Source organism: Microcoleus sp. FACHB-831, from assembly GCF_014695585.1.
GTDB lineage: Bacteria > Cyanobacteriota > Cyanobacteriia > Cyanobacteriales > FACHB-T130 > FACHB-831.
This window is the reverse complement of record NZ_JACJON010000074.1, coordinates 26,343-41,610: the sequence shown is the minus strand read 5'-3', so window position 1 is coordinate 41,610 and position 15,268 is coordinate 26,343. Positions and strand designations below refer to the sequence as shown.

At 45.7% G+C, this 15,268-nt stretch carries 15 protein-coding genes; 7 read left to right on the top strand and 8 right to left on the bottom strand.

The window, feature by feature from the left end; all coding sequences use genetic code 11:
• Nucleotides 1–172: 172 nt before the first annotated feature.
• Nucleotides 173–856 (bottom strand): YdcF family protein, encoded by a 684-nt coding sequence (locus tag H6F77_RS23390; protein ID WP_190491319.1) that lies wholly within the window; start codon nt 854–856, stop codon nt 173–175.
• A 601-nt stretch (nt 857–1,457) separates the two neighbouring features.
• Between H6F77_RS23390 and ctpB the strand changes: the two genes are divergently transcribed.
• Nucleotides 1,458–2,768 carry a carboxyl-terminal processing protease CtpB gene (ctpB, locus tag H6F77_RS23385; protein WP_190491318.1) on the top strand — a complete coding sequence of 437 codons (1,311 nt, stop codon included), beginning with the start codon at nt 1,458–1,460 and terminating at the stop codon, nt 2,766–2,768.
• 100 nt (nt 2,769–2,868) lie between these two features.
• On the opposite strand, the gene H6F77_RS23380 is transcribed toward ctpB, so the two are convergent.
• A complete protein-coding gene (locus H6F77_RS23380; RefSeq protein ID WP_190491317.1) occupies nt 2,869–3,372 on the bottom strand; it encodes a MogA/MoaB family molybdenum cofactor biosynthesis protein in 504 nt (167 codons plus the stop codon).
• A 69-nt stretch (nt 3,373–3,441) separates the two neighbouring features.
• Nucleotides 3,442–3,777, bottom strand: coding sequence for a photosystem II reaction center protein Psb28 (gene psb28, locus H6F77_RS23375; RefSeq protein WP_190491316.1), 336 nt, complete (start codon nt 3,775–3,777; stop codon nt 3,442–3,444).
• Nucleotides 3,778–4,194: 417 nt separating this feature from the next.
• Between psb28 and H6F77_RS23370 the strand changes: the two genes are divergently transcribed.
• Entirely contained in the window at nt 4,195–4,878 is a 684-nt protein-coding gene (locus H6F77_RS23370) for a pentapeptide repeat-containing protein (RefSeq protein ID WP_199321511.1), read from the top strand.
• 184 nt (nt 4,879–5,062) lie between these two features.
• Here the strand turns inward: H6F77_RS23370 and dtd are convergent, their stop codons facing one another.
• Both dtd and H6F77_RS23360 read right to left on the bottom strand, forming a co-directional pair.
• Nucleotides 5,063–5,518 carry a D-aminoacyl-tRNA deacylase gene (dtd, locus tag H6F77_RS23365; protein ID WP_190491315.1) on the bottom strand — a complete coding sequence of 152 codons (456 nt, stop codon included), beginning with the start codon at nt 5,516–5,518 and terminating at the stop codon, nt 5,063–5,065.
• Between the two features lie 79 nt (nt 5,519–5,597).
• On the bottom strand, nt 5,598–6,734 hold the full coding sequence (locus H6F77_RS23360) for a CobW family GTP-binding protein (RefSeq protein ID WP_190491314.1): 1,137 nt from the start codon (nt 6,732–6,734) through the stop codon (nt 5,598–5,600).
• Between the two features lie 125 nt (nt 6,735–6,859).
• On the opposite strand from H6F77_RS23360, the gene cysS reads away from it, so the two are divergent.
• From cysS to H6F77_RS23340, 4 genes are all read left to right on the top strand, one after another.
• Nucleotides 6,860–8,302, top strand: coding sequence for a cysteine--tRNA ligase (gene cysS / locus H6F77_RS23355; protein ID WP_190491334.1), 1,443 nt, complete (start codon nt 6,860–6,862; stop codon nt 8,300–8,302).
• Between the two features lie 107 nt (nt 8,303–8,409).
• Nucleotides 8,410–9,522, top strand: coding sequence for an AI-2E family transporter (locus tag H6F77_RS23350; protein WP_190491313.1), 1,113 nt, complete (start codon nt 8,410–8,412; stop codon nt 9,520–9,522).
• A 187-nt stretch (nt 9,523–9,709) separates the two neighbouring features.
• Entirely contained in the window at nt 9,710–9,991 is a 282-nt protein-coding gene (gene clpS, locus H6F77_RS23345; RefSeq protein WP_190491312.1) for an ATP-dependent Clp protease adapter ClpS, read from the top strand.
• 243 nt (nt 9,992–10,234) lie between these two features.
• Nucleotides 10,235–11,074: a CPBP family intramembrane glutamic endopeptidase gene (locus H6F77_RS23340; RefSeq protein ID WP_190491311.1), complete on the top strand. Its 840-nt coding sequence runs from the start codon at nt 10,235–10,237 to the stop codon at nt 11,072–11,074.
• Nucleotides 11,075–11,102: 28 nt separating this feature from the next.
• On the opposite strand, the gene H6F77_RS23335 is transcribed toward H6F77_RS23340, so the two are convergent.
• Complete coding sequence (locus tag H6F77_RS23335; protein ID WP_190491310.1) at nt 11,103–12,146, bottom strand: WG repeat-containing protein; 1,044 nt, start codon at nt 12,144–12,146, stop codon at nt 11,103–11,105.
• 209 nt (nt 12,147–12,355) lie between these two features.
• Here H6F77_RS23335 and H6F77_RS23330 point away from each other — a divergent pair, with 209 nt between their 5' ends.
• Nucleotides 12,356–12,637 (top strand): hypothetical protein, encoded by a 282-nt coding sequence (locus H6F77_RS23330; protein WP_190491309.1) that lies wholly within the window; start codon nt 12,356–12,358, stop codon nt 12,635–12,637.
• 347 nt (nt 12,638–12,984) lie between these two features.
• Here H6F77_RS23330 and H6F77_RS23325 read toward each other — a convergent pair whose 3' ends face one another.
• Together H6F77_RS23325 and H6F77_RS23320 are read right to left on the bottom strand one after the other, a co-directional pair.
• Nucleotides 12,985–13,632 (bottom strand): pentapeptide repeat-containing protein, encoded by a 648-nt coding sequence (locus H6F77_RS23325; protein ID WP_190491308.1) that lies wholly within the window; start codon nt 13,630–13,632, stop codon nt 12,985–12,987.
• Between the two features lie 78 nt (nt 13,633–13,710).
• The gene (locus H6F77_RS23320; protein WP_190491307.1) at nt 13,711–15,102 is read right to left on the bottom strand and encodes a DICT sensory domain-containing protein; all 1,392 of its coding nucleotides are present in this window, start codon (nt 15,100–15,102) and stop codon (nt 13,711–13,713) included.
• Nucleotides 15,103–15,268 lie beyond the last annotated feature (166 nt).

Genomic DNA, 15,268 nt, shown 5'->3' with positions numbered 1-15,268 from the left:
AGCGATCGCTACTAAAATAATCATTGGCTCTCTAATTATAGGAGCGACGTTAATTATAAAATATATAAACAATTATCCCAGAGCCTAATGCTGTTTCTAAATCATCTAACTTAACTGTTTTAGGAGCTACGCTAGCACGGTTAAAAAAAGCTTGCTAAGAAAATCAATAGCTTCATTCCAAATTAGCTTGGTGTTCGCAATGAAAGCCTCGATCTTGCCAATATTGCATATCGACATCTGCAAGCTTAGCCAAATTGGAGCAGTTGGGCTGGTAAACCTGACTCAGTACCGCCCATAGCAAGCTGCGAGTTAAATCCAAACCAGTCTTGAGTAACGACTCGCCATTACCGGGGATGCCTTGCTCTATAACAATATCTGGCTCTACCCAAATACCCGACGCGCCTAAGATAATCTTAGCCATCCACTCAGCGCGTGGTAGATGGGAGGAGGAAGTAATTAGTTTCACCTTACGCACACCCCACTTTTGGAGAATTGGCAATCCATAGTAAAAATTGCTAAAAGTAGAGTTAGCACACTTTTCCAGAACTACCCGCTCTAGGGGAGCATTTTCGCGCTGAAAAATTAGCCAGATGCAGGGATCTTTAGATCCTTGAGAAATCAAAATAGGCATCTGGGGATAGTTTTTGGCTAGCTGGGCGACGTATAATTCCCGGCGGATGCTACCCCCCAGTACGAAAAAAGCATCAATGGGTGACTCAGCCCTAGACAGCAAAGTTAAAGTATTAATAGAAAGCCAGATTCCAAGAAGTATTCCTATACCACCAACCAAGAAGTGTACCCACCGTAGCTTTAACTTCGATAGGGCAATGGCAGTTATTTTGGCTGCATATCTCATGGTTATCCGGAGAAACTAGCCCATTCGTGAAGAACTATCATAGATAAAGTATGAATTATTTGTTAATTCATCTTACTACTTGCGGCATTCATCCGTGAAAGTACACTATTCTGTTTGTATATTATTGACATACCCGTAATGACACTGAGGAAACTGGCACAAAATTACTGTAGCCTTGATTATCAAGATCGGTATCTTGAAGCTAGTACAAGCTGGCATAAATAGCCTGCTGGTTAGTGAAGAGTGAGGTAGTCGCTGCATCTTTAAGGTTAGCGACGAAATAGCAGAGCCTGGGTTTAAAATCTCAGCTTAGTTGTGGTGGATGAGTGGTTGGCGTACTTTTAAAAAATGTGCTAACAAAACATTCGTTTACAAGGAAGAAAGATAGCCTGTGCTAAAAATTCCACTAATGCTTCCCTCGTCTCCAAACTGGTGCTGTTATTTTTGTTGTACTGCTATAGTTTGTTTTAGTCGTCATGCGGTACTGTAGCAGCAAGGTCGGGTGAGTGTAAAATTCCGTCGCGGGGTGTCGCGCTCGACTGACCAAAGCTGACCATAAATGTTGATCTGAGTCATAGCAATCCCCTTTTAGCCACCATCCATGAACCAATCCCCAAAACATTTCCACTTGAGTAAAGGTGTACTCTTTGGTGGAGCGATCGCAGCCACAGCCGCTGTTTCTTTGGTCGGCTGTCGAGCCGTCATGGCCGCATTGCAGGATAGCCCCAAAGCCGTTGTCGATCAAGCATGGCAAATTGTCAACCGCGAGTATGTCGATGGCACCTTTAATCAGGTAGATTGGCAAAAAGCTCGTCAAGAGTTGTTGGGCAAGAACTACACCTCCCGCGAACAAGCTTACACAGCTCTCCGCAATGCGCTAGAGAGACTGGGAGATCCTTACACCCGCTTCATGGATCCCAAACAGTTTGAAGCACTCACTAGCCAAACTTCCGGGGAACTGTCTGGAATTGGTCTGCGCTTGGAACTTAACGATAAAACTAAAGCTCTCACGGTTGTTGAACCTATTGAAAATTCACCAGCCATTAAAGCCGGGATCAAGCCAGGAGATAAAATTATCGCCATTGATGGCAAATCGACAAACGGGATGAGCGTCGAAGCTGCCGCGAAGCTGATTCGGGGTACGGCAGGTACTAAAGTTAACCTTAAACTATCACGAGAAGAAAAAGGCGAGTTTGATCTTGCACTGACGCGGGCAAATATTGAAATCGCTACAGTCCGGTCATCGGTCAAGCAGGAAGGTTCGCTAAAAGTTGGTTACATCCGCTTGAATGAGTTTAGTTCTCACGCCGCTCCGCAAATGCGTCAGGCGATCAAAAAGCTCTCCGACCAGAAAGTAGATGCTTTTGTGTTAGACCTGCGGGGAAACCCAGGCGGTTTATTGCACTCTAGTATTGAAATTGCCAAGATGTGGATGGACAAAGGTTCCATCGTCCGCACGGTAGACCGCAAAGGAGCCGACGAGGAATTTAAGGCAAATAACACGCAGCTGACGAAACTGCCTTTGGCTGTGTTGGTAGACGGTAACTCCGCTAGTGCTAGCGAGATTCTCAGCGGTGCGCTTAAGGACAACGGACGCGCTAAAATTGTCGGTTCTCAAACTTTTGGTAAAGCTTTAGTGCAATCTGTCCATTCTTTATCAGATGGATCGGGTTTAGCTGTGACTATTGCCCACTACTACACGCCGAAAGGAACTGATATTAGCCACAAGGGTGTTACTCCTGATGTCAAGATTGACTTGACAGACGCAGATAAAAAGCGTCTATCAGTTACACCAAACTGGCTCGCCACTAAGGAAGATCCTCAATATGCCCGCGCGATCGCCGATCTGGCAAGCTCTGGCCTTGCACGCCCAAATTTACCTCAAAAGGTTCCCTCAGTAAGCACGCGCTAGAGCGAGTTTAGATTCTTAATTTCATTAAATTGTAGGGTGGGCACTGCTCACCCTATTTTTTTGCTGCGGGGCTATTTGAGATAACCAATCCAAAATTGTATCAGCCCCTAATTTGGCTTACTAGGTGGGCTAGTTCTGGCAAAATCAGTTTTTGTACGGCGAGTTTAACGGCGTTGCTAGAACCGGGAATCGAGAAGACGAGCTTGTGTTGATAAACTCCCGCGATCGCCCTCGATGCGATCGCCCTCGTTCCAATTTCTTGATAACTCAAAAACCTGAATAACTCTCCAAATCCAGGCAATACCTTAGATAAAGCGCCTTCTATCGCATCGTAGGTAGTATCGCGAGGCGCTATACCCGTGCCCCCGTTAAAAATCAACGCATCTATATCCGGGCGCGTGCCTAGATTTTCCAGCAGCGCTCGAATTTGCTCTGGTTCATCTTTAATAATGGTGTACGCTCCCACAGAATGACCCGCATCTACGAGTAACTGTCGCAGCAGCTGACCTGACTTGTCGGTTTCTTCCGTGCGCGTATCGCTGACGGTAATGATAGCGCAACTAACTGTCATTCCAACTGGATCGGGGTGAGGCTGGTGTGTCATCTGTGCGTTGTCCGTTTTTAGTTATCCGTTTATCGCCACCAATAACCATGCCCCACTCGCAATTTTCACTTAAGACTTGCTCAAGCCTAAACCATGCTTTTCCGCATAGCGTTCCATAAAACGCATGAACCTATCCCAGTCCTCTGAGGAATTCATCAGGTAAAACACTTCTAGCGCTTCAGGCTGACCGTTGATAAATTTGGCCTTTACTTCCCGCGTCACTATTTCCCCTTCTTCATCAACCATGTACATACCAGTGACTTCTGCGGTGCTGGTGCTGCTCAACGCTTGGGGATTTTGGAAATAAAACGTCGCCGTACTTTGGTTGCCATCGCGAGAGCGAGTCAGGCGCACATCGGGAATGACTTCTTCGTTGATACCTCGGGAAAACTGAATATCAGCCATGCTTCTGTAATGAAAGTTTAGAAAGGGGTATTTTAATATCTTCCCATCATAGGGAACCAAGGTGTTTAGAGAATCTTAATCTATATCCCAGGCTTAAACCGGGTGGCTGAAGCGGCTTAGTTTTAACAGCTCGTGCTGCCAAGCTTTTATCTAAAGCGGCTTTGAGCCTTAACTTTGTACTTGTGTTGAATAACCCCATCTTTATCTTTTGTGAAGCTTTGATGAAGATCAAGGCATTTAGAAGGTTGTTATCCTTTTGATTGCCTTTGCTTAAGCCAGCCTTTGTAGGATTCGAGAGCGGCTGAGTTCATTAATCCCTAAGTCACCAACGTTCCTGGCAACGGCGGCTAAGAAATACTCCCCCTCCTCACCGTAGGCTATTAAGTCCATCTACTTGCCGGAGATCTACGAACTGGTTTGACCAAAGTTGATGGCAAAACCTTCGCCTTCGCAGGAATTCCAGATGGTTTGGGGTTATTCGAGTCCGGAGGCTATAACTACGTCTTCGCCAACCATGAGATCGGCGCGACCAACGCATCTGCCATCTCCTCCACCGTTCCGGGACAGATAAAAGGAGCGCGTGGAGTTCCAGAGGGAAAGGGCGCTATTGTTGATAGTGTAAACGGAATCAAGAGGAGAGTTATGAACGGCCTTGAAGAATTCCGAAAGCGCTACGAAGCTGGCATCTTGGAGTTCCCTAGATTCCGCATGCCGGGTGTCAATCTGCCGGAGAAGGATCTCAGGCATGCCCATTTCAACTACGCCCATCTCCCAGGTGCTAACTTCCAAGGTGCCAACCTTGAGGATGCCGATTTCACTGGTGCCAACTTGAGAGGAGCGGCGTTCGAGGAGGCTTATTTGAGAGGGGCTAATCTGGAGGCTGCTGACTTGAGTGGTGCTAGGCTGGGTCAAACTTCTCTCGAAGGTGCCAATCTCAGCCATGTCAAATTCAGAGGTGCCATTCTGGATGAAGTCACTTTCATTAATGCCAACCTGAGCTATGCCGATCTGAGCGGTGCTGAGCTTAATGCTGTAATGGACGGAGCCATTTTCTGCGAAACTATCATGCCGGATGGTAGTGTCCGGAATGGTGTTTGTTGAGCTGACAATTAATTACAAACTCAATTTGTAACTCAATGTTTGTAATTCAATGCCTATCTTAGGTAGATACCCCTTTCCAATTTAATTAAAAAATTTAATTGTTATTTATATTTAGTTTGTAAGGTTGCCAGAAGATAATAAAAATTATGGCGATCGCTGCAAACTTTAATTTCCAAATATACTACTATATTGCCTCCCTCTCTAACAGCAAGGTAACGGGGCCATCATTTTCAATCGACACCTGCATCATCGCGCCAAATTGACCAGTTTCTACCCTTAAACCACTTTGACGCAACTTATCCACAAAGCGATCGTATAATTCTTTAGCAATTTCAGGTGCAGCTGACTTATCAAAAGATGGGCGGCGACCTTTGCGGCAATCGCCGTAGAGAGTAAACTGGCTAATTACCAACAACTCGCCGCCAATTTCTTGAACTGATTTCTCCCAGCGACCAGTACCGCTTTCTGCATCTGGAAATAAGCGCAATTCCAAACACTTACGAGCCATCCAGTCAAGTTCAGCGTCGGTGTCTTCTGTGGCAATACCTACTAACAAATTTAGCCCCCGGCCAATTTTGCCGACGACTACACCATCAACGTCAACTTGAGAAGAATTAACTCGCTGGATGATAACGCGCATAGTGAAGACAAAAGTAAAAAGGCAAAAGTAAAAATTATTTCTTTTTACTTTTGCCTTTTTACTTTTTATTTTTTAATTTTTACTTTCCAAAACCTTTGCCGCGATTGGAAGAGGGGAGACAGATGCAAGATTCGACCTGCGATCGCAACTTCTCTCGATCCAAATCTTGACCAATCAACACCAACTGGTTTTTCTTTTCACCCGTCCACTCATCATCCTCTAACGAGAAACGCTTCCCACACAAGTGGAAAATATGGCGCTTCGGGCTTTCATCAAACCACAAAATACCCTTAGCCCGGAAAACATTAGCAGGCAATTGATTATCTAAGAAATACTGAAATTTCTTAATCGACAAAGGCTTATCGGTCTGGAAAGAAATTGAGATAAACCCATCATTTTCCAGGTGGTTCGAGTGATGGTGATGATCGTGGTCGTGATGATCGTGAGCGCATTGACCATGATCGTGGTCGCAGGCACTATGATCGTGGTGGTCATCATGGTCATGGTGGTCATGGTCGTGGTGTTCGTGGTCGTGACCATGCTCATCAGAAGTTTCAAAATACTTGTCAGACTCAAACAAACCAACGCTGAGAATTAACGGTAAGGACACTTGTCCCCGCGTTGTCCTGAGAATCCTCGCGCCTTGTTTGATATCGCGAATCCGCAATTCTAAAGCGTCTAAATCTCCTTCATCCACCAAATCTGCCTTATTGAGCAGAATGATATCGCCATAGGCAATTTGGTTGCTAGCCGCTTCGCTGTTGAACAAATCGAGACTGAAATTCTCAGAATCTACTACGGTAATAATAGAATCCAGCCTCGTCATGTCTCGCAATTCCGTTCCTAAAAACGTCAGCGCTACGGGCAAAGGATCTGCTAATCCAGTTGTCTCCACAACTAGATAATCAACTTTTTCGGGGCGTTCCAATACTTTGTAAACTGCTTCTACCAAATCATTATTAATGGTGCAGCAGATACAACCGTTGCTCAGTTCCACCATGTCTTCGCCAGTGGTAACAATCAACTCGTTATCAATGCCGATTTCACCAAATTCATTGACCAGAACAGCGGTTTTCACGCCTTCCTGATTGCTTAAGATGTGATTGAGGAGAGTGGTCTTGCCGCTACCGAGGAAACCTGTAATGATTGTGACTGGCAAGCCGGTTTTAGGGGCATCTATTGCCGGGGATTGACTGGGAGTGACTGCTGATTGCATAGCAAGGCTTTTAAAAACGTCAGAAAAGGCTAGTAAAACGCTACAGTGTGATACATAAAGGCATACGGATGTTTGCTAACATCCTTGCTGCCTACCTTATTATTGCCGATCTGTCTCTGGTTGATATGACCCTAACACTTTACAACACTCTCACCCGTCGCAAGGAAACATTTGAACCCCTCGAACCCGGTAAAGTCGGGATGTACTACTGCGGCGTGACGGTGTATGACTATTGCCATTTGGGTCATGCCAGAGCTTGCATAGTTTGGGACGTAACGCGCCGCTATCTGCAATGGCGGGGATATAAGGTGCGCTTCGTGCAGAATTTTACCGATATTGACGACAAAATCCTCGCTCGGGCGCGGATACAAGGATCGTCGATGCAGGAAGTGGCCGAATGCTACATCAACGCTTATTTTGAAGATATGGCGCGGCTGAATATTCAGGAAGCGGATGAGTATCCCCGCGCGACTCATACCCTCGATGGGATTAAGCGGCTGATTCACGAGTTAGAACAAAAAGATTACGCCTACGCTTCTGCTGGCGATGTTTATTATGCGGTGCGGCGGTTTACAGAATACGGTAAGCTGTCGGGACGCAAGTTGGAAGATATGGAAGCTGGCGCTAGCGGTCGGGTTGAGGTGGAAGATCCAGACGCGGCGAAGAAGAAAGACCCGTTTGATTTTGCTCTGTGGAAGGGAGCAAAACCGGGGGAACCAGCTTGGGAATCGCCTTGGGGTTCTGGTCGTCCGGGGTGGCATATTGAATGTTCGGCGATGGTGCGCGATCGCCTGGGCGAAACTATAGATATCCACGCTGGTGGTGCTGACTTAATTTTCCCGCACCACGAAAATGAAATCGCCCAATCTGAAGCGGTGACGGGGAAGCACTTAGCTAACTACTGGCTGCACAATGGCATGGTAACGGTGAATGGCGAGAAGATGTCCAAGTCTGTGGGCAACTTTATCACCATTAGAGAGTTGCTGGATAGACCTGTTGACCCGATGGCGGTGCGGTTGTTTGTCTTAACGGCACAGTATCGCAAGCCAATTGATTTTACGTCGGAAGCGATCGCTGCTGCCACAAATGGCTGGAATACCCTCAAGGAAGGTTTGCTGTTTGGACATCAACATGGTGAAAAACTCGGTTGGATGCCAGTTAGTCCGGAGTCAAGCCAAAACACCTTTGTAGAAAAATTTCAGGCGGAAGTTGATGATGACTTAAATTTCCCTGGTGGTTTGGCTGTGTTGTTTGAACTAGCCAAAGAGTTAGGGACTCAGGGCAATATTTTGGTGCATGAAGGTAAAACTACGATACCCCCAGAACAGCTAAAGGACCAGTGGGAAACGCTAGTTAGTTTGGCTGCTGTTTTGGGTTTTGAAGCTGAACCGGAGGAAAAAGCCGCCACTGGTTTAAGCGATGCTGAGATTGAAGATTTGATTCAAAAACGGCAAGAAGCGCGGAAAGCTAAGGATTTTGCCGAAAGCGATCGCATCCGCAATGAGTTGCAATCTCAAGGCATTACTCTAATTGATAGCAAAGATGGAACGCGATGGCATCGCAGTTAAGCGGTCTAGCCTTTAGGACGATAAACTATAGGCTCCCTAGAGTTTAAAGTTTTGTGTAGGGTGGACGGTTGCTACCCTACCAAGCTCAAAACTCGCGACTATTGAGAATGTATAAGCAGCGCCTTGCTCTTTCCCTATCTAATATTCTGCTGATTGTAGTAACAGGCTTATTGGTGGTGCTACTTTGGCAGTTGCGGAGTCTGTTGCTGACGCTGATGATTGCTGTAGTATTGGCAGCGGCGATCGCTCCTTTGATAGATGGCGCAGAACGCTTGCGGCTTCCCCGTTGGCTGGCTGTCATCACTGTTTATTTGTCGTTAATCGGTCTAATCACAGGGGCAGTGGTGTTAATTGGCCCCACCGTTTTCGGGCAAATTCAGCTATTAAGCGGTAGACTGCCAGTTTATTTGGAAACTTTGCGGGCTATTCTGGAAAATTTAGCGGTCAGATTCGGCATTACTCAGCCAGAGTCTATCAGTCAATTGTTGGATATTCAGGGTTTAACGTCTTGGGCGATCGGTTCTTCTCAACAACTCTTAGTGCGCTCTTACGGTTTTACCAGAGGAATTGTAGGCGGGGCGTTGAATCTGATTTTGGCTATCTTACTTTCTGGCTACATGGTAGCTGATAGTCAAAATTTGATTAAAGGTCTGGTGGAACTATTTCCGCAACCTTGGGAGGATCGTCTTGCAGCGCAGGTGGAGCCTGTAAGTCAGCGCATGGGAGGTTACATCCAGGGAAGGGTTTTGGTGTCCGCGATTTTGGCTGTGGCGATTAGTTTTGGCTTAGGAATTTTGGGGCTATCGGAGTTTGCGCTAGGATTGGGGGCGATCGCTGGCTTTACCAATTTAATTCCGTTTTTCGGTTCGGTTTTGGGTGTAATTCCTGCTCTACTGGTGGCTGTTGCTCAAGGCGGTTTAACCTTTGTCTGGGTGCTGCTTTTGTTCGTCATCATCCAAAATCTGGAAGCTTATGTACTAGATCCGCTATTAGTGGGTTCTTCTGTGAGGGTACACCCGTTGTATCAACTATTGGCCGTTCTGGGGGGAACCCAGGTTTTAGGCATTATTGGCGCTTTGATCGTACCGCCTTGGGTTGCTGGTGCGGCTGTGCTGCTGGAGAATCTTTACTTGCATCCCAAAATGGAGGCGGAGGAGCAGGTTTCTGCGCTAGAGCTTTCGCAGCCAGATGGTTCAAGCGCTATGTCGGTGAATCGTTGATGCGATCGCATCCTGACGGCTTCAACTACGCGATCGCTCCAATGTTTAGTAATATAAAAAAAAAGCCTAAACTCTTGACATTTCCTTTTTAAAGACTCTGCACTGACGCCATTGCGACTTTGCAGCGAAGGGAAAGCCTTAAAATGAGTTACCACAATTGTAGATAACTGACAAAGAGGGTACAGCAGTGTCGGTTGAAACCATCCAAAAGCCTTCAACGGTTCGTAAAATTGCACCTCGCTATCGGGTTTTGCTCCATAATGATGACTTCAATCCAATGGAGTATGTGGTGCAGGTCTTGATGACGACTGTGCCTAGTATTACGCAACCTCAAGCCGTTAACATTATGATGGAAGCCCACACCAATGGGCTTGCCTTGGTAATAACTTGCGCTCAGGAACACGCTGAGTTTTACAGCGAAACTTTGAACAATCACGGCTTGACTAGCACGATTGAACCTGACGAGTAATACTTCGCCCTAGTTTAAAGGGCTTGTTTTTACCCACATTTAGCTGGAAAAACCCCGGAATTGGGGGGAGGCCCCCAAGCCTTCTCCACATATGCCTGTGGGTATGGATATATGGAGGAGGGACAATCTTACCTGGAAGGTTTTAGGGATATGTGGGTAATGCTAAGACCTATAATTTGGGTTGAATTTTTGTAGAAACGCGATTCATTGCGTTTTCCTGCGGGGAATAAAATTTTAAGAGCTTTGAAACCTAACTTCGTCCGTTTAGCCCAGTATCCTGCCCCTGTACGGGTGGGAATTTTTTTGCTAACTTTGGGTTTGTTGTGGGTTCCCGTCGCTGCACCGATTTATTTATTGGTGAGCGATCGCAACTTAGTTACGATCCTGACAATGGCTTTGTTGTTTTTAGGATTTATCTTTTTAGTCCCTATTTGGGGTAAAAAAGTCTACAAACAAACCGAAATCTTCAAAAGCTATGGTCTAGTAGGAACGCGGACAAACGCTAAAGAGCTTCTATTTGGGCTTAGTCTTGGTCTAACTATTACTCTTAGTCTATTCGCATTAGAAGGGTTGCTGGGTTGGTTAGTATGGCAACCTTCAGATAATTTGCCTAGAGTAATTTTAGAAGGTTTTGCCAGTGCCTTGGGAATAGGTTTCGCCGAGGAGTTAGTATTCCGGGGTTGGCTGTTAAATGAATTGCAACGAGATTACCGCCCTGGTGTAGTTTTGTGGGCTAGTGCTGGTTTATTTGCTACCGCACATTTTATTAAACCAATATCAGAAATTATCCGCACTTTTCCCCAATTCCCGGCATTATTGTTGCTGGGTTTGACGCTAGTTTGGGCGAAGCGGGGAAGTAAAGGAAGGCTGGGGTTGTCGATTGGTCTTCATGGGGGGTTAGTGTGGGGATATTACATTATTAATGTGGGTAATTTAATTAAATATTCTGGGGTTGCTCCTGACTGGGTTACTGGAGTTGATAAGAATCCTTTGATTGGGATAATGGGATTGTTATTTCTGTGGATATTGGCCTTTGTGATGAAGAAGCGATCGCGCTCTAACAATTTAACTGCTAAAGGATAGCGATCGCGTCTTCAAGTAGTTTTGCCGCTCATTTTAAGGGATTGCGAATATAGCCCCACTTTTCGCCAACTTTTACGGCTGCCATACCTTCTGAAAAGGAACGAGCATTATCAAACTGGGGAGCGATCGCCCAATTCCCATTATTATCAATATAGCCATAAGGTTTATCTCCAATTTTTACAAAGGCCAGCCCTTCCTCAAAATCAGAAGCCTCATCAAATTGTGGCTGTTTAACAAAGTTACCGCTCTTGTCGATATAGCCTAACTTCTCATTAATTTGTACGAGGGCAATTCCAGAAAAAAAGCTATAAGCTAAATCAAATTGCTGTTGAATTACGATATTGCCCTTTTTGTCTATATAGCCCCAACTATTGCCAACTCTTACTCGCGCCAGCCCAGAAGAAAAGTCATCAGCGAAATCGAATGTATTTTCAATTACCATATTCCCAATTTTATCGATATAACCCCAAATATCCCCAACCTGAACCCGCCCCAGCCCATCGGAAAAATTCCAACATTTATCAAATTCCGGCTTAATTGCAAATTTACCAGTAGTATCTATATAACCCCACTTGCTGCCAAGTTTTACCGCCGCTAGCCCTGATGTAAAGGAAAAAGCTTCATCGAATTGCGGTTTAATTAAGAATGTTCCTTTATTGTTGATATAGCCCCACTTATTGGCAATTCTTACCGCCGCCAGCCCAGAAGAAAAGGAACGAGCTTGCTTGAATTGCGGCTTAATAATTATTTTTCCATTTTTGTCGATATAGCCAAACTTATTATTAATTTCTAGTCTGGCCAGTCCTTCATAAAAACCAGCAGGCGGCCTATAAAATATAAGTTGCGTGATGATGTTCCCGCTCTTGTCAATTAAGCTTAGGTTGCCATCAATTAATACCTGTGCCACACCGTCGGAAAAGCCATCAGCTTCCTCAAATTGGGGGGGTATTGCGAAAGTTATATTATTGTTGTTAGCCTGGGGCGTACACGAGATGATAATAATAGGCGCAAGGGCGGCGATCGCTACTTTAATTAAAACTTTCCACAGTGTCACCCTAGTTTTTACAACCATCTGCTAGTTAGTATTTATAACCCATTGTAGCGATCTTGCTTATTGCATTGTGAATAGCTCATTAGTAGTGATGCGATCGCAAATGTCTCGCAGGAAAGGCGGTTCTAGGGGTCGGGTTGGGAGTTGTGATGATTTTCTTCCCAACGTTTCAAGGAGTTACTACTAAGGGGTGAGAATTGAGCCTCCCAGAGGCAACTATACTTAGATTCATGGAAAATAGCTTATTCGATAAAACTTTCCGAGACAGCGAGGGCAATATCGTTATTGCTCAACCGCCAAATCTGCCGCTTTTGGTTGGGATTACAGCAACTCTATTCAAATTAGTTGTCAAAAGCGGCAACATCCATACAGGTCTAGACGCAATAGCTTTTGGCTCTTTATTTACTTGGGCGTGGCTGGAGCTATTCGAGGGCGTTAACTACTTTCGTCGGGCGCTAGGTTTAGTCGTGCTAATCGGCATAGTGGCTTCGAGGTTCTTCAACAACTTCTGAGCGTTCATCTGCTGTTGAGCAATCTTGTAACCGCAATTTAATAAGTTGTTTTATCAAAAATCCTTTCTTCTGGCATAACGTTAGAAGAATGCGTTATTTGATTGCCATTTTACGCAACTTAGCTGTGGAACAGCTTAAGACTACCTAAATAACGTGAGTTCGGGTTAAGCAGCGGGGATCGAATTGTGGTCAATCGCAATAGATGGCTTGTTGGTGAGTGTAGGCAATCAGCCCACACACTAACGTTCACCAAGCAGTTGACTTGGGAGCGATGACGAGAACGATCAATTTGGGAAATGTTTTTCCACTAATCGATCGCTGTCTTCTTTGGGCAAAAGAGATCGCTGTTATTTTATTACAGCCGCTTCATTCATACCTGTACCAACTACACAGGCTCTCTCCAAATTAGCCCCAGTTAAATTTGCCGCATCTAAATCAGCACAGAGTAAATTAGCTCCCGATAAGTTCGCTCCAGCTAAATTTGTACTCCGCAGATCAGCTTCCTCCAAATTCGCTTCAGTAAGCAAAGCACCGCGCAAATCTGCACCGCGCAAATCCGCACCTTGGAGATTTGCACTGCTTAAATTTGCCCCCCGTAAATCAGCACTACGCAAATCCACTCCCTGCAAGTTCACGCTCATCAAATTAGCACCGCTCAAAAAAGCGCCCGAAAAAGTAGCGCCAGTGAGCTTAGTTGCCATCAAGTTAGCGCCCCGCAAATTGCTTCCCCGCAAGTCAGCTCCTGTTAAGTCAGCTTGCATTAAATTAGCTCCTAACAGGTTCGCCCGCAAGTCAGCCTCTACGAGTTGCGCTTCAATTAAATTAGCGCCATCGAGACGTGCCCTTTCCAAATTTGCGCCAGCGAAGTTTACCCCAACTAGATTTGCACCAGCGAAATTGATACCGCGCAAATCTGCTTTTGATAGATCTTCGTCTTCTAAATCTACCCCTGGCAGTTGCTTGATTTTTCCTAAACGAATCGCTTCAATATCCATAATTTGTGATTGGGGATTAGAAATTAAAAGTCCGGAGTCTGGAGCCGGGAGTTAAGAGTCTCCAGCCCCCAGTCCCCATTAATTTGAAACACCAGAGGGATGCACAGATATACCGCTATACAAATTAGCATCTAACAGCCACATACCCGCCGTTATGTTATTCGGAGTAACTGGTAAGCTCAAACCCTGTTGCATACCCATCACTAAAAGGGATAAAGTTTCAACTAATTTGGGGTCGAAACGAGTACCCTGCTGTTCTCTACACTCAGCCAAAGCTTGAGACAAACATTCTTCTAGACCAATATCAGAATCTTTTCTCTTACTAACTCGCCACTGAAAATCTGCAACTAGCGCTAAAATTCGCGATTCGAGAGGAATGTCATCACCACTTAATCCAGCAGGCTCACCAGTACCATTCCACCACTCAGTTTGGTGGCTGATAATTTGGGCAACTGCCCTCAATCGCGGCATTGTTCGCAAGACTTGCGCCCCTGGAATTAGCGGGCAAGTCAAAGGACAGCAAGGTGCATCTTCCTGATAGTGAAATGCAGCAGTTGGAGCGAGTAAGCTTTCTACCTGCTGTAAAGGATCGAGGCGGTGTAACAAGCCAGCGAGGCGCAGTCGCTTAATTTGCCATGCAGGTAAATCTAGCAATTGCCCCATTGTTTCTGCCAGCGTTACTACTTCCGCCGCCGCCATTGGATTGGTGACATCTGCCATATCCATCAACTGCGCCATCCGCAAAAACGCTTGGATTTCGTTGGATAGTAAGTTACGATCCAGTGCTTGGTGACGAGAGTTGGTAGGAAGGGATAAATCTTCTTGTCCGTGCTGGAGATAATCGACGACGCGAGACACAACAGCACTCAAATCTTCTGGCGATGCTAATTTTGGCTGAATTTCGTCTCTATAGGCAATAAGCTTTTGCTCAAGTTCTGGGTTGTAACGACCGACGTGAGCGATCGCTATATCTACTGTCTCTTTCACCAACTCTGGCTCAAAAGTCCACAACCCATAGAACTTCCGCTCCAAGTCTGATCCTGGCAGCCCCCCCGCACCATAATCTTCATCTGATAACTCTTGACAAAGCACCATCGCCGTGTATGTTGGCGACAATATTATCAAGTGCCACTCTTGCGCCACTGCATCAGCTCGATCTAACCCCACGAGCGCCACATTAGGCAGGTTGCTTGTGGGGTGTTCTGCAAAACCTGCATCTGATGCCGCCATAATAACGATTTGACGGGATTTTTGTGCTAATTCGCTATAGCGATCTGCTTCTTGCAGATACCATTTCCCTTGCTGGAAGGCTGCGATCGCCAAAGGCGAACCTGGGTCATTTAATATATGGTCTTCCAGCGCATGGCACAAAGCAACTAGGGTGTTTTTATAGTACACCCCAAATCTGATTGGTCTTTTGCCCGGTCTGTGGGCAACTTCCAGCTGTTGTAAAATTGAACCTTCTAACATGATTTTGGGCTTAATTTAACGAACCGCAGAGGCGCAGAGGTATCAGAGTAAGAGAGTTTTAAGGAGGAGTCCGGAAATGCCACCTTAATTGTGCTAATCCGCCGAGTTGGCTTGGTTGCAAGCTAGCCAATATCCTCCGGGGACACACTTAGAATATAGGGCGCGA